Genomic DNA, 24,807 nt, shown 5'->3' on the forward strand with positions numbered 1-24,807 from the left:
TATAAATGTTATTGTACTCTTTTTTGCTTTGTTCTGTTACAAAATCTTGATTTTCACCCTATTTTAGCCGTTCTGCAAACTATTTGTCAATATATTGTCACAGTTTGGGTGCTTCTTTTCACCAGTAATTGACATTCTGTGCTTCTCATTTATAATTTAGACGTATCTAATTTTTAAAGCGGAGCAAACCGCCTATGGCATATTTACCACCAAACCGACTTCTCAAAGATGGAACGGCAATCAGTGTGAGCTTAACGGCCGTTATCTTTGGCACCTTATACCTAAATCCTGAAATTTGGGTGCATGACGCCCCACCCGACATCCGGGAAAAGTTTGGCTCCAAAAGCGAAAAGGCAAAACGACAAACGCTTTTTGTAGCACTTCCATTTTTTCTGATTCTTTTTGGTGGCGTTATTCGCTCAAACATTTTGCTCAAGCGTCAAAATGAGGGTGAACTTCCTTTCAAAACGGCCTTTCTTAATGCGTATGGTCTTTTTCTTTACTTTTGGCTCTTTGATTTGGTGATTCTAGATTGGCTTATCTTTGTCACCATAAAGCCTAAATTCCTCATCTTCCCCGGCACAGAAGGGATGGCGGGGTATGACGATTATGGCTTTCATCTCAAAACGGCACTGCCTGCCCTGCCCCTGGCAATTTTGCCAGCTTTTTTCATTGCCATGCTGACAGCTAACCCCAAAAGATCATGAGTACGCTAACAAACTATTACACAAAACAGCAAGGTAAACTGCTTAAAAACCATCGCAAGATGATGAAAATTGGTGAGCCGATTCTGAAGCAGAAGTATGGAACTCAATTGGCTCAAACGACCGTAAGCCAATCAACCACCGAATTCGAGAACCTGATCCCGCAAATTCCCTACATTGGTGGCTCTGCCAACAGCATGACAGACACCCTGATTCAGATGAGTAGCCTGTTAGCCTTGTACCGGGTTTTGAAGCAGCACGGCAAGCGTGTGGATGAAATTGGTGAGCTTTTATATGAAATAGCTCAAGCGCAAGTCAACCGTTTTCCCCAGTGGCTGCGCCATCTCATTGGCAAATATTACCTCTCTAACTGGAACCAAAAGCGGATGCAAAAGAAAGCGGCCGTTTCCCAAAAACGTCAATATCCTGGCGACTTTGTTATTGAAGTTGTGTCCGGTAACCAAAAACCGTTTACCTGGGGAGTCAACTATTTGGAATGTGGCATCGTTAAGTTTTTTGCTCAGCAAGGCGCAGCAGAGCTAACGCCCTTTATGTGCCGCATCGATTATTTACTTTTCCCCGCGATGGGCATTCAGCTCAGGCGCACAGGCACCATTGCCCAGGGCTGCACCCACTGCGATTTTCGTTTTCATAAAGAAGGCACCCCATGAAGATAATCTTCCTCAATGTGCCAGGGCATGGGCATGTTAACCCAACGCTGGCCGTAACGGCCGAATTAATTCGGCGGGGGCATCAAATTATCTACTACAACACGGCTGATTTTGCCACCAAGATTGCCCAAACAGGGGCTGAATTTCGGCCGTACCCCAACCCTCAGCCAGATACAGAAGAACTCAACCGACGCGCCAGCAATTTGGTCAACGTAACGACGTGGTTATTGGAACAAAGCCAGCGACTGCTGCCCTGGCTGCTGGCGGAACTAAAACGGGAGCAGCCCGATCTGGTTATCTTCGACTCGATTTGCCTCTGGGGGATGCAGGCTGCTTCCTTGCTCAAGCTGCCGGCCGTCTCCTCCATTTCCACCTTTGTGCAGGAAGGGGTGCGTGGCATGATGACGTTTTGGGATGGGGTGGCGATTGTGCGGCAAGCGGTGCCAAAGCTACCTGAACTGTTTCAACGGCGGCGGCAGCTAACACGCCAATTTGGCCCCGATATTTTCCCCTACTCCCACATTTTCCCCTGCATCAGCGACACGAATATTGTTTACACCTCTCGCGAATTTCAGCCAGAGACGGATTTTGTGGATGATACTTTTCATTTTGTTGGGCCATCTATCAATACAGAGAGTCGTGAAACGGCCGTTTTCCCCTGGCAGTTACTCGCAAAAGACAATCGTCCACTCATTTACATTTCGCTAGGCACCGTCTATCACAATAAAAATGAGTTTTACAAGATGGCATTCCAGCAATTCGGTACCTACCCTATCCAATTTATCCTCTCCGCCGGACGCACAACCGACATCGACGCGCTCGGCCCCATTCCAGACAACTTCATCGTGCAAAACTTTGTGCCGCAGTTAGAGCTCCTGCCTCGCATCGATGCCTTCATCACCCACGGGGGTATGAACAGCGTCAACGAAGGCTTGTATTTTGGCGTGCCGCTCATCGTCATTCCGCAGCAGATGGAGCAAACACTCAATGGCCGGCAGGCGGCTCGGCATGGCGCGGCCATTGTGCTGGGCGACCGTCCGCCATACGGCCGTACCACCCCCAAAGCATTACACAACGCTCTGCAAACCGTGCTAACCACCCCCAGCTACCGTCAAAATGCCGAACGGATCGGCAACTCTTTCAAAAAATCTGGCGGCTACCAGGCTGCGGCTGACGTGATTACGGCCGTTCTCGCACATCCCACGCCACAGACATGATCTTCACCCCCATACCGCATGACAGAGATCAATCGACAGATTGAATTGAGCCGATTACGATACCCCGGTACAATTAACACAATATCGGCCTAAATTGTGAGACAGTCTACTATGTCACAACATGCCGACTAGAGAAACCTCTAGGGAGAATTTGTTCATGTCTGATGATTTGTCTGCAAAAACCCCACTTTTTGCTGAATTTACCCCCCCCACCGCCGAAGAATGGATTGCCGCTACCGTTGCTTCTCTCAAAGGAAAGCCAATTGAAAAACTGACGGACTTCAGTTACGAGGGCATTCCTATTGACCCGCTGCTGAATGCCGTCGCGCCACCCCAAACGGCCGTACCCGGCAAACCACCTTACCGCCGCAGCACCGAAGCAACGTCACCCACTGGCAAGCCGTGGCTCATTGCCCAAACGCTACTAGAAGGGCAGCCCCACCGGCTAAACGAACAGCTACGGCACGATTTGGCACATGGGCAAACGGCCGTAAGCTGGGTACCTGATTCGCACTTTACGGCAGACGAGCTTCGCACCATCTTCACCGATGTTGATCTAACCCAAACGCCGCTCTACATTTGGTGCCAGCACGGCCTGCCCATCTTGGCCCAGCTAGCCGCCGCTAAAGGCGACGAGTTGGCCAACATGAACGGCAGCTTGCTGCATGATCCCGTCGCTTGGCTGTCCTCTGGTGACCGCCAGCCGCTCGACGCGATGTATGACCAAACGGCCGTTCTCACCAAATACGCCAGCCAACACGCCCCCAACCTGCGCACCCTCGCGGTTTTCCCCGCCATTTATCGGGATTGCGGGGCCAACGCCGTGCAGGAAATTGGGCTGCTGTTGGCAACGGCCGTTCACCACGTCCGGCAGCTCCAGCAGCGAGGCTTGGCCATTGATGAGATTGTGACAAGGGTGACGGCCGTTTTCAGCATCGGCAGCGACTTTTTTATGGAAATCGCCAAACTGCGCGCCGCACGTGCCGCCTGGTCGCAGATGATCGCCGCCTTTGGCGGCAGCGATTCTGCCCAAAAATTAAATATTCACGCCCAAACCAGCCAAAGCAGCAAGAGCCAGCTAGACCCGCACGTAAACATGCTGCGGGCCACAACGGAAGCGTTCGCAGCGGCCCTTGGCGGCGCAAACAGCCTCCAAATCACCCCGTTCGATGCCTCCCAACGCCAACCAAACGACTTCTCGCGGCGCGTTGCTCGTAACGTGCAAATCATTTTGCAAGATGAAGTCAATCTGTCCCGCCTGGTTGATCCGGCAGGCGGCTCTTACCTGGTGGAATATCTCACGGACGAATTGGCACAGCGCGGCTGGGCGTACTTCCAGGAGATTGAGGCGGCTGGGGGCATAGTTGGTGCTCTAAAGGCTGGCATGATTCAGGGGCAAATTGGGGCAACGACCGTTGCCCGACAACAAGATTTAGCCAAACGCAAAGCTGTCATGGTGGGCACCAATATGTACCCCAACGTCGGGGAAGCCCCGCTGCCAAAACCAGAACAGGAACCGATACTCCTCACTCGGCAACCAGAACGGAATCCAGAACCCACATTGGCAGCATTGGCCACCGCCGCCCCTGCCAACCAAATGCGTTTCGCTATTGCCGCCGCCCAGGCAGGGGCCACATTGGAGCAGTTGCAAAATGTCCTTTTGGATGGGACAGAAATGGTGAAAGTGGAGGCGTTACGGCCGTTCCACCCAGATGCCCCCTTTGTGAGATTGCGCCAAAAAGCAGAAAAGTTTGCCGAGAAGCATGGCCATCCACCTCAACTCTTTTTGGCCAACATGGGGCCATTACGCCAGCACAAAGCCCGCGCCGACTTTACGCATGGCTTCTTTGAAGTGGGTGGCTTTGAGCTGCTGGATTCCGGAGGGTTTGGGTCGCCAGAGGCTGCGGCCGAGGCTGCTTTGGCCTCTGGAACTAGCGCCATCGTCATCTGCTCCACCGACGACACCTACCCAGAAATCGTGCCGCCGCTGGCACAGGCCATCAAAGCACAGCAGCCAGACGCCACGCTCATTCTGGCAGGCTACCCCAAAGCCCAAATTGACGCCCACAAAGCCGCCGGTATCGACAACTTCATCTACCTGGGTGCCGATTGCCTGGCACTGAACCAATGGCTGCAAGGGAGGCTTGGCCTATGATCGAAGCACGGGTTGTCCTGACCGAAGCGATCGTCCTACAAGGATTTATGCTGCACTTCAAATATCGGCAGCGGTTTCTCAGAATATTGCCACTATTGGGGGGCCTCATGGTGCTGTTTGCCATGATCAATATGTTTCAGGGCAGCCCGATTATCACCCTCATGCCAGCTTTGTTGCCAGGGCTTTTCCTAGTGGCACTCCCCCTTATATTACAGCAGTTAGCCAAGCGGAACGCCAGCCGGGTGCCCATGTTGGGCCAAGAAATTGTTTGGCAGCTCAATAAACAAGGGCTAGCCGGAACCTCGCCAGCCAGAGAGTTCACCAAGGCGTGGACAAAACTAGATGACGCCTTGATTACAGATGAGGGCATTTTGCTTTATGCGCAACGAGCTGTCTCGCATTGGCTCCCCATGGCTGCTTTTGCCACGGAGGCAGATTTTCAGCAAGCCAAACAGTTGGTCCAAACTGGCGTTAAGCATCATCAAATTGTGTAATCAACTTTGGCATACGTAAAACCTGCCACACACTTTGCCCCCCGTTTTAGCCTGAAGTTCTCCATCATCAATTTTTGATCAGCCTGTTCTATAGATAGATGCTGCCTGGTGCTTTTCTCAAGAAGCGATTCCAATAGTTTAGTTGTCAGTCTTGTATAAATTGCATATAACCAGATCGAAATACTTAAAAATTCGAGAGCCATCTTCATTTACATCAAAGACTGCCCTTTCACAAATTGATTAAAAGCTATGGGAACTGACACACCAGGATTGATTGTGCTGCTGGGTTCGGGGGAAACGATGCCCACCAGTGGCAAAACACATGAGTTTGTGGCCAAACGGCTACCGGCAAACGGCCGTATCACCATCCTAGAAACACCTTCCGGTTTTGAACCCAACTCCAATTTGGTCGTCGGAAAAATAAAAACCTATTTGGAAAAGCGTCTGCAAAATTATGAACTAGACGTTCAACTGGTGCCTGCCCGCAAAAAAGGCACCCCACTTAGCCCGGACAATCCAGAAATCGTAGAACCCGTCTACCTCGCAGATGAAATTTTGCTGGGGCCGGGTAGCCCCACCTACTGTGCCCGTCAGCTTAAGGACAGCCTGGCATTGGACATTATTAAAGCTCGGCATCGGTTGGGAGCATCACTGTTTCTCTCCAGTTCGGCCGTTTTGGCTTTTAGTGCCCAAACCATGCCCGTCTACGAAATTTATAAGGTGGGTGAAGATTTGCATTGGAAGCCAGGTTTAGATTTTATGAGAGATTACGGCCTGCCACTCATCGTAATTCCCCACTGGAACAACAATGACGGCGGCAGCGAATTGGATACCAGCCACTGTTATCTGGGTAAAGATCGGTTCAATCGCCTGCGCAAAATGATTGATCCCAAGATAAAAATTTTGGGGATTGACGAACATACATCGCTCATTTTGGATTTTGCTGCTGGACAATGCTATGTAAAAGGGAACGGGGGCGTGACATTGCTAGATCAAGACAAGGCGAATTACTTTGACCACAGAACCAGTTTTCCGCTTGAACAGCTAGGGCAATGGCATCTGCCAGCTGCAGGCGATGGGATTCCAACCAACGTATGGCAAAAAGCCGTGCAATTACAGCAAGAAAAAGAAACGCCAGATGAGATCAGCACACCTTCATCCAAAGCAGAGCAACTGTTGGTGGCTCGCACAGAGGCGCGTGCAGCCAAAGATTGGGCCAAAGCAGATGCGCTACGCGACGAGCTGGAAGCATTGGGCTGGCAGGTGCGCGACACGCCGGAAGGGCCGTATTTGGAGCCGTTAGGGTGACGAGGTAGCAGAATGGAAGCAATAGAGCGATTTGTGGATGTAGGGATTAAGTTGCAGGTTCGGGAATGGAATCAAGAGGGAAAGAAACGGCCGTTTCTCCTCATTCATGGCCTCTCCAGCAACGCCCGCACCTGGGACGGCGTGGCTCGAGTATTGGCGACAGTTGGGCACCCGGTAACGGCCGTAAACCAACGCGGCCACGGCCAAAGCGACAAACCCGACCACGGCTACGACTTCACAACCGTCACTGCCGATCTGCACCGTCTCATCGGGGTTTTGGGTTGGAAAAAGCCCATTTTGGCAGGGCAAAGCTGGGGTGGCAATGTGCTGTTGGCATTTGGTGCACAATATCCCGGCGTGGCCAGTCATCTCATCTTTGTAGACGGTGGTTTTTTAGAGCTGCATCGGCGCGGTTCGTGGGAAGAAATTGCCGAACAGTTGCGCCCCCCTGCTTTTAATAATGTGCAGCGTGATCAGCTCAAAAGTCAGATATCCACCCACCATTCTGATTGGTCGGACGAAGGTGTAGAAGCTACTATGCACAATTTTGAAACATTACCCGATGGCACTATACGGCCGTGGCTCACTCTGGAGCAGCATATGAAAATTTTGCGCGCCCTGTACGATCAACATCCCGCCGCCCTTTATTCGCAAGTTCGGGAGCCTGTACTCATTTGCCCGGCTGACGATGGCAGCGAGTGGGCGCAGCGCAAACGTGGCGCGGTAGCCGCCGCCAGCACCGCCCTGCCAAGGGCAGAAGTCCGCTGGTTTGAGCAAACAGCCCACGACATTCACGTCCATCGACCCAAACAGCTTGCCGAAGCAATGCTCGATTTTATTGATTGACCGGCAAAATAGTGCATCCAAACTGTCTACGCTGAAAACACCTTTTGCAGTTGGAAAATTCGGTCGTTTTTGTACCCCACACCCAATTTCAGATACACTTTCATGCGCAAATTTTTAAAGGTGAACGTGTAATTTATGACAAAAAGACAGTTAGGGTTGACATTTATTGGTTTGGGCGTCCTAGGGGTCTTAGGATTGTTTGGCGTGGATTTGGTGGGTGCAGGCCAATTTAGCGGCATTGGGCCGACGCAACGTCTGGGGTTGCTAACCGCTGGTGCTGTTATTTTGGTGGGGCTAACGCTGCTGCCGCTGGGGGACAAACCCGCATGAGCAATCCCGCCATCGAACCAACGCACACTAAAACAACTGGCTGGGAAACGGCCGTTACCACTTTCCCCAAAGTTCTCATCGGGCTGGCGTTGCTGGCCTTTGTGGGTTACTTCGTAGTGTACAATATGTATGCCATCGCCCTCTTCCAATTTCCCTTTGACTATGATCAGGGGGAAGGGTTTGAACTAATGGACACGGTACTGTTCAGCCAGGGGGAATGGCCCTACCGGGACAACGACAGCTATCCATTTTACTCCTCCAACTACCCTCCCCTGTTTCATGTGGTCATTGTGCCACTCGTGTGGGCCTTCGGGCCGCAATATTGGACGGGCCGACTAGTCTCTTATCTGGGAACGCTCATTACGGCGGCGGCCATTGGTTACGCGGTGCAAAAAGCGGGCAAGCGATGGTGGCTCTCTGTTTTGGTGGGGCTGGCGTTTTTGGCTTCCAACTATGTTTATCACGTGGGGCCACTGTTTCGGCAGCATATGTTCATGGTGATGTTTGAGGCAGTGGCGGTGGTTTATTTGGCCAGAACCGTAGAAAAAGAGGAGGCAGACGGCCGTTCGCGCAATAAACGCCTCCTCGTGGTGATGCTGCTGCTTTTGGCGGCTGGCTACACAAAGCAGTTGGCTTACGCCACGGTAGCGGCCGTTTTCATTTTCCTCTTTTTGCGCCAACCGAAGCGGGCTGTCACCTGGGCTGTGCCGTTTGCGGCCGTAACGGGGCTCATTTTCCTCTGGCTCAACATCGCCACCGACGGCTACTGGTTCCTCAACACGGTCACGGCCAATATCAATCCATTCATACCCGGCCAGGCAGAAGGGCTGTTCCGCCAATGGTTCCGCTTGCACATTGTTCTAACAATAGCGGCTGGTCTTTTTGCCGTTTACCAACTCTATTTTGAGCGATTATCCCTCTACTCAATCTGGTTTGTGGTTGCCGTACTCAACAGCGTCACGGCGGGCAAATGGGGCGCAGGCGAAAGCTACTTTGCCACCGCCATCGCCGCCAGCTGCATCCTGACGGGCTTCGCCTTCAATCGCCTGCTTGCCTCGGCCAAGACCAAACCATTCACAATTCACAGTTCACAATTAAATATTCGTTATTTGGCCGTTGCCACGGTCATCCCTTTGCTCTTCCTTTTCCAGGCCCGGCAAATGTTCCACATGCCCACGCACACCCCCATCTTGGCAGCTATCGCTAACGCCTTGGGCTACCCCACCGAGGTGATGATTGCACCGCAAACATCCTGCTCTGCCCCTCGCGACCCGGAACCAATTCCATATGTCGATTCGGCAGGCGTGTCCCTGCTGGGGCGTTTGCCCACCGCTGCAGACACGGCAGCGGGCATTGAGATTACAGAGCATATTTTGCAGGGGGAAACGGCCGCTTTTAGTGAGGACGCCGGGTTCAACTTCCGTGCTGGGCGCGATATCGTCACCAACCCCACCCAGCTGCTCAATCTGTACAACAACAACCAGGTCGATCTCACCGAAATGCTGGCAATGCTCAACAATCAAGCGTTCGACACGGTGATATTACGCGCCCAGTTCTACCCGCCACCCGTGCTGGAGGCCATTGGCCAGCAGTACGAAACCACTGATTTGGTGCAAATGAATGGCTTTGTTTACTGCATCATGCGGCCGAGATAAAACGAGCAAGTTTATACAGGCAGGCAGGTAGCATTTTGGCTTGTACCTGTCCGAATATTCGCCACAGGGTTCACAGAGGGCTTAGAGGGGAGGTTCATTTCTCAGATTTCTCTTTTTCCTACTTCGACTTCGCTCAGCACAAGCCTGTGGTTTTTCGGACAGATTTTAGGCTTTACGCTAGCTTTCGGTTGGGGATGAGAGATCGGCCAATTTGGCCTTCGTTACTTTGCGTAAGTCGGCTGGGGTCAGCCTGATTTGCGTGCCACGCTCTCCGGCACTCACAAAAATGTGTGGCTGCGCCAGTGCCAACTCATCTAGGTAAATTGCAAATCCCTTATTGATCAGTGCCAGCGGCGAAATTCCCCCTACTTGTAAACCTGTCATCTGTTCCGCCTGTTTGTGGCTGGCCATCTTCACTTTTTTTACACCTAATAATTTTGCCACTTTTTTCAGATTTAGCTGGTAATTTGCGGGAATAACCGCCAGCAGTGGTTTGTGGCGCGAGCCATCTGGCGGCACCACAACCAGCGTCTTAAATACCTGTTCCGGTGGCACGCTTAGCTGCAGCGCAATCATTTCTGCGTCCCGCTCACTCGCATCATACTGAATCGCCTGGTAGTTAACTTTTTTTCCTTCTAGTAGGCGCATCGCCAATGTTTTATTAATTGCCATTTTGCTCTTTCCTGCTTTATTTAGCCTAATTGGGTCAGACAAAGCATGATATAACCATTTCTTATAGTAAAATAAAACCAAAGGGTAAATTTGTAGTGTTAAAATGGTACTCTTTACTTAAAATAGATAGACGATCTGTTACAAAAACTGCCTATAATGGTTAATTAGGAGAAACTCTCAATGAGTGTACACACCCCTGATTGGGTAAAAGACGCAATATTTTACCAAATATTCCCAGACCGATTCGCCAAGAGCGGCCGTTTCGGTAAAAATGGCTACTTGCCCAAGCCAAGAAATTTGCAGCCTTGGGGAGCCACGCCAACCTTTCACGGCTTTCAGGGGGGCGATTTGCTGGGGATCATTGAGAAGCTGCCCTATTTGCAATCACTTGGGGTGAATGCTATTTACCTCAACCCCATCTTTTCCTCCGCCTCCAACCATCGGTATCACACGCATGATTATCTCCATGTAGACCCCATTTTGGGTGGGAATCGCGCTTTTGCTGAATTTTTGGAAGCTGCGCAGGGGCAAGGTTTCCGCGTCGTTTTGGATGGCGTCTTCAATCACGCCAGTCGTGGCTTCTTCCAGTTTAATCATCTCATGGAATGCGGAGAAGAATCTCCGTACACCGACTGGTTTCATGTTCATAGTTGGCCAATCAACGCCTTTAACGACGGGCAGCAACCCAATTATGATGCCTGGTGGGGCATTCCCTCACTGCCAAAATTTAACACCAAAACGCCTGCTGTTCGCGAATTTTTGTGGCAAATCGCCGCCTACTGGCTCAAAAAAGGCATTGATGGCTGGCGGCTGGACGTTCCTAACGAGATTGATGATGATGAATTTTGGCGGGAATTTCGGCGGCGTTGCAAAAACATTAATCCCGATGCGTACATTGTGGGTGAACTGTGGGGCGAGGCGCATCGCTGGCTGCAAGGCGACCAGTTCGACGGCCAGATGAATTATCTGTTTTCGCGGGCTGCGCTGGGCTTTTTCTCTGGGCACAACATGGACCAAACCGACACGGTACGCACCGGGTATGGGTATATTCAATCGTTAAATGCCTCCCAATTCGCCACAGAGCTGGATCGCATTTTTAACCAACTTTACGATCCAGAGATTGTCCTCTCGCAGATGAACATGCTGGGCAGCCACGATGTGCCGCGCACCCTCACGGTAGCTCGCCACGACAAGACAGCCCTGCGCTTAATGTACTTATGCCAGATGACGACGCCTGGTGCGCCCAACATCTATTACGGAGACGAGATTGGCATGTCTGGCGGGCACGATCCGCATTGCCGAGGCGCGTTCCCCTGGCACGATGAGGGCAGTTGGGACACAACTTTGTTGGAGGATTTGAAACAGTATATTCAGCTACGGCACGATACGCCTGCGCTGCGGTGGGGTAATTTTCGCATCATGTATGCCAATGAGTCAGTGGTCGTGTATCAACGGCAATATCAGGCACAAACGGCCGTTGTGGCCTTCAACATGGGGCAGCAAGAAGAGCTGGTCATTGCCCCGCCCGGCTTCGCCTATCATTTGGAAGAAAAACTGAACCCTAATGGCGAACCGTTTAAAGCACACAGCACGCTCACCCTGCCCTCCAGAAACGGCCGTGTTTGGGTGAGCAGCCCGTAACAACTATTGCCTTACTCAAATGGTTCACTTTTTTCGTATCCTTAACGGCATTAATAGCTACAAATCGCTATCATATAATTTATCGGTACCATCCACAGCAAAATAGATGTTAATCCAGAAAGTAAGCCAGCCCGTCTTTACTTGGCAAACCGGGTCAATACTTTTTCCCCAAGAGGAGCTGCTGAGGATGCAAACCGGTATCACACAAAAGGGTAACACCGTATGAGTAATATCAATTTGAAAACGCCTGTTGATCCCAAAGATGCCTACGTCCTTGTCGTTGAAGACAATGTCTCAAACTTTGTGCTCATCGCCCGCCTGCTGGCCTTTATGGGTGTGCAAAAATGTGAGTGGAAAACCACCGGCTGGGGCGTGGTCGATTTTGCCAACACCATGTCCCGCGTCGATCTCATTCTGATGGATTTGCGCCTCCCACACGAAGATGGATATGAAGCCCTCAAGCAAATCCGTACCGATCCTCACTTACAAAACACGCTGGTTGTTGTGGTGACCGCCCACGGCAGCAGTGCCGAAATGCACAAAGCCCGCGAAGCCGGGTTCGATGGCTTCCTCTCTAAACCGCTGGACGCTGACCGCTTCCCAGAACAAATCAAACAAATTCTAAACGGGGAGCCTGTGTGGGATTTAGGAATCTAATCCCTCATGTTTGCCTCTTTGAACCTTCTCAAAGTAAACAGTAACGATGTAGAAACGCAGCGAAAAGCTGCCCTATTGCAAGGCTTGGTCGCCGTACTCATTGGGCTAAGCGTGCTGCGCGCAATCTTTGAGATCGTTCAACCCTCACAAATACCCTCCACTGTTGCTGTTTTTCAGCTTATTATCTCGCTACTGTTTGGCTTGCTGACGCTGTTCATTATTCGCACCGGTAAAATTCGGCTGGCCGCCCACTTTTTCTTTGGCATACTGAACTTCATCTTTTTCTTTTTGCTGGTTACCACGACCCGCAATCTGTTTTTTCCATATCTGATGTTGATCTCGGTTGTAGCCATTGCGACATTGGATTCCGTGAAGGCTTCACTATTTTACAGTGCCTTAACCCTTGCCTCCGTTTCTGCTTTTTTCATTTTGTCAGATATGTTTTCGCTGTTAGCAATTGTGGAATTTTTGGTAACGTGCCTGGGGATTAGCATCGTAGCTTGGGCCACTGCGGAATATTTGCAAAGCGCACTCCGTAACTCTAAATTGCTGGCAAATGAGTTAATGGAGCAAAGCAATTTGCTGGAGCGGCGGGCACATCAGCTTCGGTTTGGGGCGGAAATTGCAGAGCAGGGGAGCAGTTCTCTGGATTTGGATCAGCTGCTGCGAGATACGGCCGTTCTGCTCAAGTCTCAGTTTAGCTTTTATCACGTCTCTTTATTTCTCACCGATGCTCAACGGAAAATGCTGCATTTGCGGGAAGTGGCTACCGACGTGCCAGTTGATCTCATCAATTTGCGGTATAAATTGCCAATTGATAACCATTCTATTGTTGGTTGGGTGGGGTTGCACCGCAAAGCACGGGTTGTGGATGATGTTCAAATCGATCCGGCTTACAAAGAAGAACCGTTTTTGCCCAACACGCGAGCCGAGCTTGCCTTGCCGTTGGTGGCCCGTGGCGAGCTACTAGGCGTGCTGGATGTACAGGGCGATCGCCCTGGCATTTTTGCCCGCGAGGATGTTTCTATCCTGCAAATTATTGCCAACCAGATTGCCATCAACATTGATAATGCCCGCCTCTTTGCCCAAACTGAAACGCGTCTAAACGAAGCGCGCATTCTGTATGAGTACAACTCCTTGCTCTCCAGCACGCTAGACGTGGGTGAGCTGCACCGTCGCGCGGCCAGAGCACTCACGACGTGGCTACAAGCGTCACGCTGCACCATTTTCGTTTGGGAACCAGAGGAAAACAGAGTGGCCGCCCAGGTTGACTTTATTTATGATTTGGCAACTGGAGCTATTGACCAGTTTGGGCTGGATTTGGCAACGCATGATTTGGCTGAACATCCTGGTATGCACAAAGCCTTAACCACTGGACAAGCGAAGGTGTGGCATCTTGAAGATGGCCATTTGGACGCGGCTGAACGTGACCAATTGGAAGAGAACCAGCAGCACAGCTGCCTGGACGTACCGCTGGTACAAGGCGGTCGGTCTTTGGGGCTAGTTCGCCTGTATCGCAGCCAGGGTCAATCTAATTTCACAGATAACGAGATTCAACTGGCGCAGGCGATGGCAAATGAAACGGCCGTTTCTCTAGCCAACGCCACCCTCACCTCAGAAACCCAAGCGCGGGTGGCCCAACTAAGCTCCTTAAACCGACTTAGTCTGGCTCTTTCAGAAGCACCCAACCTAAACCAGGTTTACAAAGCCACCCGACGCGAGATTCTCTCGCTGGTTGAAGCAACGGGGCTGGCTATTTTTCTAGTGGCAGATGACCAGGAACACCTGAACTGGCTCTACCTATATGATTACGGTGAAGAGATTGATTTGTCTGACATTCCGCCGCTTTCGTTGGAATCTGGCTTTAGTGGGCATGTGGTTCGCACCCGTAGCACGCTGCACATTCAGGCCACACCAGAAAATCAGGCAAAGTTCAACTCATTTCAGGTTGGTAAAACAGATGATTATCATGAATTTTGGCTAGGACTTCCGCTCATTGTAACCAATCGGCTCATTGGTGTACTGTCCTTGCAAAATCTGGAGCCGTTCAGCGACCGTGATATTCAGTTGCTAACCACCATTGCCGGTGCGCTCTCCATCGCCATCAATAATCTGTTGCAGCTTGTGGCCGTGCAAGATGCGCTGGCCATCCAGTTTGAGCAGCGGCTGCAAATGCAAACGGCCGCAGAAGTTTCGGCCGCCACCACCAGCATCCTCAACCTGGAAACGTTAACCCAGGAAGCAGTTAATTTAATCAAAGAACGGTTTGAACTGTATTACGTTGGGCTATTCCTGGTGGATGAGAAGTACGCTGTGCTAAAAGCCGGTACGGGCTCAGCAGGTGCCGCGCAGATTGCAGCCCGACGGCAGCTACTTGTAGGTGGGCAATCGCTCGTTGGCGGGGCAACCAATGATGGCAAGCCGCGCATCACCCATGATGTGGCCATCGATCCAGAATGGCTGCCAAACCCGCATTTGCCCAACACCCGCTCCGAGTTGGCACTGCCTTTGCGCGTGCGGGGAGAAACCATTGGGGCACTCACCGTGCAAAGTGAACAGGTCGGCTTGTTTAACGACGATTTGATTGGCACGCTGCAAATTATGGCCGATCAGCTAGCGGTAGCTATTCAAAACGCTGAGCTGCTTGCCCAGGCAGAATCCCGCGCTCAGCAGCAGGCATACCTAAATGAAATCAGTGCCAAAATGCACCAATCGGCTGACGTGGAGGCGATTGTGCGCGTTGGTTTGCAGGCACTTTCTAAGCAGTTGAATGGAACGGCCGTTGCCCTACAGCTTGGCCGTCAAAATGAGGACTCATGACCAGCATCGGTTCGTCACAAAAACCAAAATCTAACAGTGCCATTTTTCTGGACACTTCGCTGCCAAATATGGCGCGCATTTTTGATTACATGATAGGTGGCACCGCCCATTTTGAGGTAGACCGTCTGGCTGCGGCCGAAATGTTAAAGATGCTGCCTTCGCTACGAAAATGGGTGCGACTGCGCCGTGCATTTATTCAGGAAGCTGCCCAAATTTTGCGCCTCGAAGGATTTACACAATTTTTAGACTTGGCCTCGGGAATGCCATCTGATGATCATTTGCACGCCTTTGCCCCTGGCTGCCGCATTGTGTACAGCGATATTAATCCAGTTTCCGTGAGCTACGGCCGTTCCTTATTCAGCGAGCACGACAATTTGGCCTACATTCGGGGCAACGGTCGTGATCCTGAGGCAATTTTACAAGCACCCGAAGTGCTCAAACTCATCAATTTGGATGAGCCAGTGGCCATCGGCCTCAACAGCCTCCAGCTATTTTTAACGGAAGCACAGGTGCAACATTTGGCAACAACGCTTTTTGATTGGGCACCGATTGGCTCCAAGCTGTTTCTGGTTTTTCAAACGCACGGCGAGCTGAAAATGCCGGAAGGGTATTATAAATTTTTAGAGTTGTGCCGTCAGGCGCAGCTACCCATCGAGCTAAATACCCTGCAAGATTCTGTTGAGATGCTGCAACCGTGGCACACCAGCCTGGTTGAGCCCATTTCGCAATTTTTGGGGTTGCCAGAAGATTTTATTACCGAAGCCGATCAGGAAGGGATTGGCATGGCGTTTTATGCTGCTTTTTTGCTGAAGCAGTAAGATCAATTCCAGAAAACAGTGAATTGACCAAGCGCAAGGATTGAGATGCAAGAGCAAGAAAAGGTAACGGCACCGTCCGATGTGAACACAGCCATAGATACGGCCGTCCTGGAAGCGGCCCTGAACAATGCGTTCGTTCGCCACGCCATCGACAATCGTGGCGTGCTGACCTCGCCACGGCGGGGGCAGGCTGTTGCCGCCCAGTTGGTGGCCGTGGTGCAGCAATACCTGGCGTTTGAGGCCAACGAGGCAGACATTACGGCCGTTGCCACCCAGCTAGCTGAACAAGGCATGGCAATCACCACCGCCAGCCAGATGATGCGTGCTTTGCAGCGCACGGCGCAGGGGCAAGCCGATACGGCCGTTCTTCGTCGCCTGAATGATTTTCAACTCAGCTTTTTAGAAAGATTAGCCAACGCCCGTGAAATTGTGCAGCAGCGGTATCAAGAAACCTCCCAAGCGGCGTTGCAGCGGGCCTTGCACGCCCAGCTAGAACGCCAAATCTCCCTGCACGATGCTCAAAAAGCCCGCAACGATAATCTCAACGAGATTTTGCAGCTCAATGCCCGCCTTAGTCAAACCAGCGACGAAGCCAGCTTGCTGCGAGATGCCGTTACCGGTATTTGCCAAGCGTTGGACATTACTCACGTGACCCTGTACGAAGCGTTAGACCGAGCGGACGCAGCCTGGCGTGTGATTACCACGACAGCCCCTTTCTTGCATCAGGGAGACAATGCCCCGGAAGAAACGGCCGTTCAGCTAGAAACTGCCCTGACTCAAAAAGGGGAGTCGGTGCGCATTTATGAAACAGAGAATGGCCAGGATGGCATCATCGTCAGCATCATTTTGCGCGTGGGGCAGCAGTTGCTGGGTGGCATGGTCGCCAACCACGATCACTTGGACAGCGACCTTTATGAAGAGTATCTCATTCTGGTACGCACCTTTGCCCAAAATCTGGCGGCCCTTTGGCACAATCTTTACCTGCTCAACCAAACACAGCAGCGCGCCCATGAGCTAGAAATTTTGCACGGCCGTTACCTGGACAGCATCTGGAACACGCCGGAGGCAATGCTGCAAGCCCGCGCCGACAAAGACAGCCTGAACATTGTGCGCGAAAACGCAACGGCCACTTTGCCAGAAGATGAAACGATGGAAAATATGGAAGATACGGCCGTTCTCCCCTTGCAGCTTGGCGATAATCAATTTGGCCAGATACGCATCCCCGGTATTGAAACCCTGCCACAGGAAGACCAATCCTTTGTGCGGGACCTCATTCGGGAGATGGGTAGTGCCCTGAACAACGCCCAATTTGTGCAAACCACCCGCGCCTACTCCAATCAGCTTCGCCTTGCTGCTGAGGTCTCCCGCGCGGCCACCACCATTTTGGATCGGGAGCAGCTCATCAATGAAGTGGTGGAGCTGATTCGCTCTCGCTTCAATCTCTATTACGTCGGGCTGTTTTTGGTGGATGCTGACTCAAAGACGGCCGTTCTACGAGCAGGCACAGGCGAAGCAGGCAAGCTGCAACTTGCCCTGAATCATAGTCAGGAGATTGGCGGCGGCTCGATGGTTGGTACCGTAGTGGCCACCGGCGCGGCCCACGTGGAGCAAAATGTTAAAAATGCGGTTGCTTTCAAGCCCAACCCCCTGCTGCCAGACACCCAGGCTGAACTTGCCTTACCGCTCAAAGCTGGCCAAAAAATCATTGGCGCGTTAACGGTTCAAAGCAAGCAGCAAGGCGCATTCTCCCGTGAAACCATCACCGTGCTGCAAAGTATGACCGATCAGCTAGCCATTGCCATTGAAAACGCCGATCTCTTTGCCCAAACCGAACAAAATCTGGCAGAAACCAATCGTCTTTACGCCGCTAGCCGTCGCATCGGCCAGGCAACCAATGCCTACGAAATTTATAAAACGTTAATTGATTTTGCCCAAGCGTCCGATATTGCTGACGTGGCGCAAATTATCATTGCAGACCCCAAAGCACCAGATTATCTCATCACGCCCGTTCACTGGAGCAGCGACGACATTCCAGTTGATCCGGCACACCGCTTTCCGCGAGACAAATACCGGTACAGTGATCGCATTACTCAAACAGATGTCATCATCCTGGCCGACGCTCAAACCGACCCGGAGATCGATCCCTTCTCGCTGCGACTTTTTGCCCAAAACGGCCGTCACGCAGCAGCAATCGTGCCCATTTATATTGATGAAGATTGGCTAGGCACACTGCTGTTGGCCCACAAAACCCCCAACGCCTTTGCCAGCGCCAGTCTACAATCCATCCGCACTTTGGCTGATCAAGCCGCCATCATTTTGGCGAACCAACGCCTGCTCCGCCAAACCGACCTGCTTTACCGCATTGGCCGTGCCCTTAACCAGGCCATCACGCGAGACGACGCGCTGGACATCACCGTTCGCGAGCTGCAAGCCTACACTGGCGCGTTTCAATGCCGCTTTGTTATCTACGAACCGGGTGAAGGCAGCGGCAAGCTAGTGGCCAGCTCCAACAGCAAAGCATTCGACAAGCCGTATCATCTGCCCTTGCTGGGAGATACAATTTTTGAGCGTCTCAGCCGGGAGCAAAAGCCGATTAAGCTGTCGCCAAAAATGGAGAAAGTGCCAAGAGAGGCCATCCAGCAACACGTCACCCAGTTTGGTGCCGATGCCGCCCTGCTCATCCCCGCCGCCAGCCAGCAGGAGTTGCTTGGTTACTTGGCAATTGATGCGTTGGGTGGGGAACGGCCGTTTACTCACGCGAATCTCCAGTTTGCCCAAACCATCGTCGATCATCTCACCACCCAGCTAGAAAACCTTAAGCTGCTGGATGAGGCCCTGCATCGCGCCCAGGAACTCATCACCCTCAACCAGGTGCAGGCCAACATTTCTCGCATGCTTGATCTGTCTCTGCTGGCCCAAACGATCTACACCGAAGTCGGCCGTTTGCTGGATAACAGCATCTTCCACCTGGCCCTCTTCAACGCAAATCAAAATTTGTACGAACCCATTTTCACAATGGTCGAAAATGAACAGGTCGTCTTGGAACCACGCATTCTGGAACCAGGCGAACCAGTTTATGAATATCTAAACCGAGGCACCCCACCCCAAATGCTTGATGCCCATGCGCCTCTGGTACAAAATGTGCCGCTCAACCTGCAAGGCCGACAGCCACAATCCACCCTTTGGGTGCAATTGGTTCAAGAAGAGAATCCCGTTGGCCTTATCACCGTACAATCTTACAAAGCACATGCCTATGCCGAAAATGATATACAGCTTCTGCGCAGTGTGGGCACTCAAACCAGCCTGGCCATTGCCAACGCGCAACTATTCCAGCAAACCCAGCAGCAAAACGAAGAGCTACGCCAACTGGATCAGCTCAAAACTCAGTTCCTGACAAATATGTCTCATGAGCTGCGTACGCCGCTCAACTCCATCATTGGCTTCTCGCGCATTATTCTCAAGGGCATAGATGGCCCCACCACGTCCGCTCAGGAAGAAGATTTGCAATCAATTCATACCAATGGCCAACATCTCCTCATGCTCATTAACGAGATTTTGGACATGGCCAAAATTGAAGCAGGCAAGATGGCTCTCAGCTTCGAGAAAATCTCATTGCAGGAGGCCATCAATCCAGTGCGAGACACCATGCGGAGTTTGATTCATGAGGATGTCGCGTTTGTGTGGGATATTCCTGATGATTTACCAGAAATGGAGGCTGATCCGATTCGCCTACGCCAAATTGTGCTTAATCTGTTATCTAATGCAGCCAAATTCACAGACGAAGGTGAAATTCGGCTGCGTGCCTATGCCGAAAATGAATATCTACATTTGCTTGTTCAAGACACAGGCATTGGCATTGCCCCGGAAGACTTTGACAAGCTGTTTACCCCGTTTGCCCAGGCAGATAGTTCTAACACGCGAACCACAAGCGGCACGGGGCTGGGATTGCCCATTTGTAAATGGCTTATTGAAATGCATCGGGGAACTATTAATTTTACAAGTGGGCTAAATGAAGGCACAACATTTCATGTGGTTTTGCCCGTTGTGCAGAGTAAGGAGCAGCCAACAGAGGTTCCGCTCGTTCCTTCAACGATCATCTAATTTATGAACATTACGATTGTTTGTCGCGCCTGCCAATCAAAGTTTGCTTTTAAACGGCCGTTGCCTGCCTGTCCTAATTGCAACAATGGTTGGCTAGATGCTGAATACGAACTCACCCATCCTGTGCAAAACGGACACCTGGCTCAACGCGGGCAAGAGTGGCGACAACTGCTAGACCAGCGCGGAGCCAGCCTGTGGCGCTACCGTGAACTCCTTCCCCTGCACCACGACAAAAACATTGTCAGCCTGGGCGAAGGCTGGACCCCTCTGCTGAAAGCACACAACCTGAGCCTCATGCTGGGGCATCCCAACATTTACATCAAAGATGAGCGCCAAGGGCCAACCGGCTCCTTCAAAGATCGGCAGGCTGCCATTGCCATCAGTGCCATGAAGGAAGCAGGCATCAAAGAAGCTGTGGTGGCCTCCACCGGCAATGTCGCTATCGCCTACTCAGCTTACAGTGCGCGAGCAGGCATTAAGCTGTGGGTTTTTGTCACCAGCTCGGTTCCCGCCGAAAAGATGCGAGAGGTGGCTTTATACGGCTCTGAGGTTATCAAAGTGGCTGGCACCTACGATGAAGCCAAGCGCGTGGCGGCCGAATTTGCCGCCAGCAAAAATCTATTTCTGGACCGGGGCATTAAGGGCATTGCCGCCAAAGAAGCGATGAAAACGCTGGCTTTTGAGGTGGCAGAGCAGTTGGGAAGCATTGCCGCTGGACAAAATCCGGCGATGCTTAACGGCAGCCAACATCCGTGGCGTACGCCAGATTGGTATTTGCAAGCGGTTAGTGGCGGCATGGGGCCGGTGGGCGTGATGAAAGGGTTTGCTGAACTGAAGCGGCTCGGATTGGTGCCTAAGCTCCCCAAGCTGGCGTGCTTCCAGACCAGCGGCTGTGCTCCGATGGCGCGTTCCTTTCATCAGGGGTTGGCAACGGCCGTAAACGTGGATGAGCCGCGCACAGACATCACCACATTGGCGACCGGTGCCCCAGGTGAAGCATATGAGGTGCTGCGTGAACTCATCCTGCAACATGGCGGCACCATTGATGCCATTACAGACGTTGCCGCCTTTAATGCACTCCACCTGGTTGCCAAAATGGATGGAATTTCGGTGGAGCCAGCAACGGCCGTTACCTTTGCCGGCCTCTTCAAGCTCATTCGAGAAGGCAAAATATTGCCTCATGAAACGGTTGTTATTAACTGTTCCGGGCACACCTTCCCCGTAGAAAAACATATCATTGGGGAACACTACACGCGGGATATGTCTTTGCCAGACACTGGAGAGCTAGCCAAAGCTAACCGCAGCCGCGAAGAGGGATTACTCACAGCCCTAGAAGAGCTAGACAGCCGCGTACAGCGCATCGTTTTGGTTGAGGACAACCTGGATGCAGCTCGGCTGATCCGCCGCATTTTGCAAGCGCAAGGCAACTTCCTCATAGACGAGGCGCACGATGGCCAAAGTGGGCTGCGGCTTATTCGGGAATCGCGCCCCAATCTGGTCATTCTGGATTTGATGATGCCGGAACTGGATGGGTTTGGCGTGGTAGAAGCGATGAAAGCCGACCCAACGCTGAAAGAAACGCCCATCATTGTCATTACCGCCAAAGAGCTTACCAGCGATGAAAAAGAGCGGCTGGATGGAAAGATCAAAGCATTGCTGCAAAAAGGCTCTTTTATGGATTCTGACCTCCTGAACGACATCCAAAAAGCATTGCCCTAGAAACCTCAGACTATCCCAGCAAAAAGCATAAAAGAAGGGTGAATTACGGCCGTAATCTACCCTTGTTTTTTGTTGCCAGTACAAACGGCTTATTTAATCCGCTTGTCCTAATTTCAATAAAAGCCCACAATGTAAATTGCAAATATGATATTTTCTGTGGCACAATTGTAGCCTTCCCGAACGTGTAGTGAGTACATTCTGACGTCAACCTCGTTCAAATCAATTTGGCTTTTACTTGAGTAAATCACAATTTTTCGGCTCAATTTTCACTAAAATTCTTTTGTGATTTACAACACAGAAGAACCAGTACATACAGCTTTATGAATAACATAACCTCCCAACCTGCAAAAATCTTATACATTGAAGACGACCCCGCGAGTCGGCGTTTGGTTCAGCGCGTTTTAGACAACAAAGGATACAAGGTGGTTGTGGCCGCTGATGGGCTGGAAGGCATCTCGATGGCTAGAGAGCACCATCCCAATCTCATTTTGATGGATATAAACCTGCCCAGCATGGACGGCCGTGAAATTACGACCCGCCTGCGCAGCTTGCCCAATTTTTCTAACACGCCAATTGTGGCCCTTACGGCTAACCACAGCGCAGGTAACCGCGAGCTAGCCTTGGCCGCTGGCTGTACAGGTTTCCTAACCAAACCAATTGATGTGACAAACTTTCCAGGGCAGGTCAACGCTTATTTAGAAGGCTTATCTGATGCTATCTCCTCAGACGAGAAAAGTGTACATCTGCAAAAACACGCCCAAAACTTGGTAACACGGTTGGAAAACAAAATTCATGAGTTGGAAAGTGCCAACAAGCGGCTGCGTGAGCTGGATCGCTTGAAGAGTGACTTCATCATCATGGTGTCGCATGAACTGCGGACGCCGCTCACGCTGATTAGTGGCTATGCGCATTTGCTGGATGAGCAAGTGAAGCAGTCTGATGATTCGCTACCTGCCGAAATGGTGTCCGGTGTGGCCGAGGGACTGAATCTGGGCGTGATTCGTATGCGGGACGTGGTGAATGAGATTATCAAAGTGGCGCGGATTGCTTCTGGCACGCTAGATTTAGCTTTAGGGCCAGTCCGGTTGTGCGAATTGGTGCAGGATGTGTACGAAGAGTATCAGGACGTGTTGGAAAAAAGGAACCTGAACGTGCAAATTGGCGATCTGGAAAAATTGCCAATTGTGCAAGGGGATGGCGACCAGCTTAAATCTGCCATTTATCATATTGTGAGTAATGCGATAAAATATACGCCAGACGGTGGCAGTATCTTTATCGTGGGCCGGGCCGTGGGTGACACGGTGAACCTCATTATTCAAGATAGTGGCATTGGCATTCCAGACAGCGAACATCGCCGCATTTTTGACCAATTCTATACGCTAGGTTCCATTGAACACCACTCTACAAGCAAGTTTGCCTTCCAAGGTGGCGGGCTTGGGTTGGGTCTAGCGATTGTGAAGGGAATTATTGAAGCACATAACGGCCGTGTTTGGGTAGAAAGTGAACGGCGTGATGTAACACAATTCCCCGGCAGTACCTTCCACATTTTGCTGCCTCTGGAACAGGTAAAAAAGCCTGCCAAACTTTGAGCGGTTGCAATGTAACGAGTTGTATCCTTGCTAAATCCGTCCTTCTTTCACAATTAGAGGCAACGTGCCTTTGGCAAACGACAATTTATCATCAAGTCGTTGCTCGGTTCATTGAGCACGGAGAAATATGGCTACGCCTTCAACAAAAAATCCAGCAGCAGTTACCACTTCTTCACCCGAACCACAGCAGGAAACGGCCGTTTCTACCAACCCACAGCAATGGCGATTAGGCTTGCTCTGGGGGCTGCTCTCACCTGTCTTTTTGGGCATTGTGCCTATTTTGGCCAAAGTCGCCTACGCTGCCGGGGTGAATGTACTCACTGTCGTTGCCTTTCGCACAATTATTGCTGCCCTATTTTTATGGGGGGGCATGTTGCTCTTCAAACGAGAATTTATTCGCAGCTCCACCCCCGCTATTATTAGCAGCATGATTGCCGGTGCCATCAACGGACTTGGTTCGATCTTCTTTTATGCCAGCCTCACCCGCATCGACGCCTCGCTGGGCCAACTGGTCAACATCAGCTATTTGGTATTTGTCACGCTGTTCTTGCGCCTGGCCGGGCACACCATCTCGCTGCTAACTATCGGGCGCACGCTGCTGACCATTGGGGCCATTTACCTGCTTACGCGCGGTGGAGCAGGGCCAGCCGACTGGTTGGGGGTTGGCATGATGCTGTTTGCCGCCATCACTTACGCAATACAGCTTGTATTAAGCCAGCGCATCATGATGGACATCCCCGCCCCAACCATGACGCTGTATGCCATTACCGCTATGGCCACTGTCGTCACCGTAGCCTGGCTCTTTGCCCCCACAGATTTAAGTTTGGTCAGCAACGATGGCTGGCAAGCAATTGGCTTAATGGCACTGGTAACGGCACTTTCTCGCCTGACGCTCTTCCTGGGGGTAAAGGCAATGGGCAGTATTCAAACCGCGTTGCTGGGCGTTTTTGAGGTGGTGGTGACCATTGCCATTGCGGCCGTTTTCCTGGGTGAGCGGTTAACCTGGCTGCAATGGTTGGGGGCTATCATTCTACTCATCAGCATTTTCTTAGTACGTTTTGAGAGAGGCGTGCCGCGCTTTGTGGATTGGTGGCAATTCCTCTGGCGGCGTTTTCTCCCCAAAAACCAAGAGTAATCTAGCACCCCGTAAGAATCTACTGCCACATCTCATCTCATTAGCAGCATCCGTGTAAAGTGTGGAAAGTTTTGCAAATGATGTGGTCTTCATTTCTACTGTTTTTGCATTTGTAGTTGTGTAAAATGATTACAAAGGTTTGCTACCGACGACACAGTGCTATAATGAAAATGAAGCGTGGAAGAGAGACCCGAGCCAACGCGTCCCTACGAATACAACATTTATATTTATGCGGTAAACTGCACCCGCAGTACACTGCACTTGTTCACTCAGAA

The 24,807-nt window shown here is 51.4% G+C and carries 18 protein-coding genes; 17 read left to right on the forward strand and 1 reads right to left on the reverse strand.

Annotated features, from left to right (window positions below; genetic code table 11):
* Positions 1-194 precede the first annotated feature (194 nt).
* From ACOQPU_RS01405 to ACOQPU_RS01445, 9 genes are all read left to right on the forward strand, one after another.
* Entirely contained in the window at positions 195-707 is a 513-nt protein-coding gene (locus ACOQPU_RS01405) for a nitroreductase (protein WP_420643351.1), read from the forward strand.
* Entirely contained in the window at positions 704-1,375 is a 672-nt protein-coding gene (locus ACOQPU_RS01410) for an L-2-amino-thiazoline-4-carboxylic acid hydrolase (RefSeq protein ID WP_420643352.1), read from the forward strand. Before ACOQPU_RS01405 ends, ACOQPU_RS01410 begins: the two co-directional genes overlap by 4 nt.
* Entirely contained in the window at positions 1,372-2,592 is a 1,221-nt protein-coding gene (locus tag ACOQPU_RS01415) for a macrolide family glycosyltransferase (RefSeq protein ID WP_420643353.1), read from the forward strand. Before ACOQPU_RS01410 ends, ACOQPU_RS01415 begins: the two co-directional genes overlap by 4 nt.
* Before the next feature lie 157 nt (positions 2,593-2,749).
* Complete coding sequence (locus ACOQPU_RS01420) at positions 2,750-4,747, forward strand: methylmalonyl-CoA mutase family protein (RefSeq protein WP_420643354.1); 1,998 nt, start codon at positions 2,750-2,752, stop codon at positions 4,745-4,747.
* Positions 4,744-5,241, forward strand: coding sequence for a hypothetical protein (locus ACOQPU_RS01425; RefSeq protein WP_420643355.1), 498 nt, complete (start codon positions 4,744-4,746; stop codon positions 5,239-5,241). The genes ACOQPU_RS01420 and ACOQPU_RS01425 overlap by 4 nt, the downstream gene beginning before the upstream one ends.
* Before the next feature lie 249 nt (positions 5,242-5,490).
* Positions 5,491-6,549, forward strand: a complete 1,059-nt coding sequence (locus ACOQPU_RS01430; RefSeq protein ID WP_420643356.1) for a CysS/YqeB C-terminal domain-containing protein — start codon at positions 5,491-5,493, stop codon at positions 6,547-6,549.
* Between the two features lie 12 nt (positions 6,550-6,561).
* Complete coding sequence (locus tag ACOQPU_RS01435) at positions 6,562-7,395, forward strand: alpha/beta fold hydrolase (RefSeq protein ID WP_420643357.1); 834 nt, start codon at positions 6,562-6,564, stop codon at positions 7,393-7,395.
* Between the two features lie 135 nt (positions 7,396-7,530).
* Positions 7,531-7,725, forward strand: a complete 195-nt coding sequence (locus ACOQPU_RS01440) for a hypothetical protein (protein WP_420643358.1) — start codon at positions 7,531-7,533, stop codon at positions 7,723-7,725.
* On the forward strand, positions 7,722-9,380 hold the full coding sequence (locus ACOQPU_RS01445; RefSeq protein WP_420643359.1) for an ArnT family glycosyltransferase: 1,659 nt from the start codon (positions 7,722-7,724) through the stop codon (positions 9,378-9,380). The genes ACOQPU_RS01440 and ACOQPU_RS01445 overlap by 4 nt, the downstream gene beginning before the upstream one ends.
* Positions 9,381-9,557: 177 nt before the next feature.
* On the opposite strand, the gene ACOQPU_RS01450 is transcribed toward ACOQPU_RS01445, so the two are convergent.
* Positions 9,558-10,052, reverse strand: a complete 495-nt coding sequence (locus tag ACOQPU_RS01450) for an aminoacyl-tRNA deacylase (RefSeq protein WP_420643360.1) — start codon at positions 10,050-10,052, stop codon at positions 9,558-9,560.
* A gap of 180 nt (positions 10,053-10,232) precedes the next feature.
* Here ACOQPU_RS01450 and ACOQPU_RS01455 point away from each other — a divergent pair, with 180 nt between their 5' ends.
* The 8 genes from ACOQPU_RS01455 (at position 10,233) to ACOQPU_RS01490 (ending at position 24,532) form a co-directional block, all read left to right on the forward strand.
* Entirely contained in the window at positions 10,233-11,693 is a 1,461-nt protein-coding gene (locus ACOQPU_RS01455; protein ID WP_420643361.1) for a glycoside hydrolase family 13 protein, read from the forward strand.
* Positions 11,694-11,915: 222 nt separating this feature from the next.
* Positions 11,916-12,350 (forward strand): response regulator, encoded by a 435-nt coding sequence (locus tag ACOQPU_RS01460; protein ID WP_420643362.1) that lies wholly within the window; start codon positions 11,916-11,918, stop codon positions 12,348-12,350.
* A 6-nt stretch (positions 12,351-12,356) separates the two neighbouring features.
* Positions 12,357-15,170 carry a GAF domain-containing protein gene (locus ACOQPU_RS01465; protein WP_420643363.1) on the forward strand — a complete coding sequence of 938 codons (2,814 nt, stop codon included), beginning with the start codon at positions 12,357-12,359 and terminating at the stop codon, positions 15,168-15,170.
* Positions 15,167-15,988: an SAM-dependent methyltransferase gene (locus ACOQPU_RS01470; protein WP_420643364.1), complete on the forward strand. Its 822-nt coding sequence runs from the start codon at positions 15,167-15,169 to the stop codon at positions 15,986-15,988. The genes ACOQPU_RS01465 and ACOQPU_RS01470 overlap by 4 nt, the downstream gene beginning before the upstream one ends.
* A 45-nt stretch (positions 15,989-16,033) precedes the next feature.
* The gene (locus tag ACOQPU_RS01475) at positions 16,034-20,089 is read left to right on the forward strand and encodes a GAF domain-containing protein (protein WP_420643365.1); all 4,056 of its coding nucleotides are present in this window, start codon (positions 16,034-16,036) and stop codon (positions 20,087-20,089) included.
* A gap of 3 nt (positions 20,090-20,092) precedes the next feature.
* Positions 20,093-21,808, forward strand: a complete 1,716-nt coding sequence (locus ACOQPU_RS01480) for a pyridoxal-phosphate dependent enzyme (RefSeq protein ID WP_420643366.1) — start codon at positions 20,093-20,095, stop codon at positions 21,806-21,808.
* Positions 21,809-22,128: 320 nt separating this feature from the next.
* Positions 22,129-23,397: a hybrid sensor histidine kinase/response regulator gene (locus ACOQPU_RS01485; protein ID WP_420643367.1), complete on the forward strand. Its 1,269-nt coding sequence runs from the start codon at positions 22,129-22,131 to the stop codon at positions 23,395-23,397.
* A 127-nt stretch (positions 23,398-23,524) separates the two neighbouring features.
* Positions 23,525-24,532, forward strand: a complete 1,008-nt coding sequence (locus ACOQPU_RS01490; RefSeq protein ID WP_420643368.1) for a DMT family transporter — start codon at positions 23,525-23,527, stop codon at positions 24,530-24,532.
* Positions 24,533-24,807: the final 275 nt, after the last annotated feature.

Source organism: Candidatus Leptofilum sp. (assembly GCF_965223285.1).
GTDB lineage: Bacteria > Chloroflexota > Anaerolineae > Promineifilales > Promineifilaceae > Leptofilum.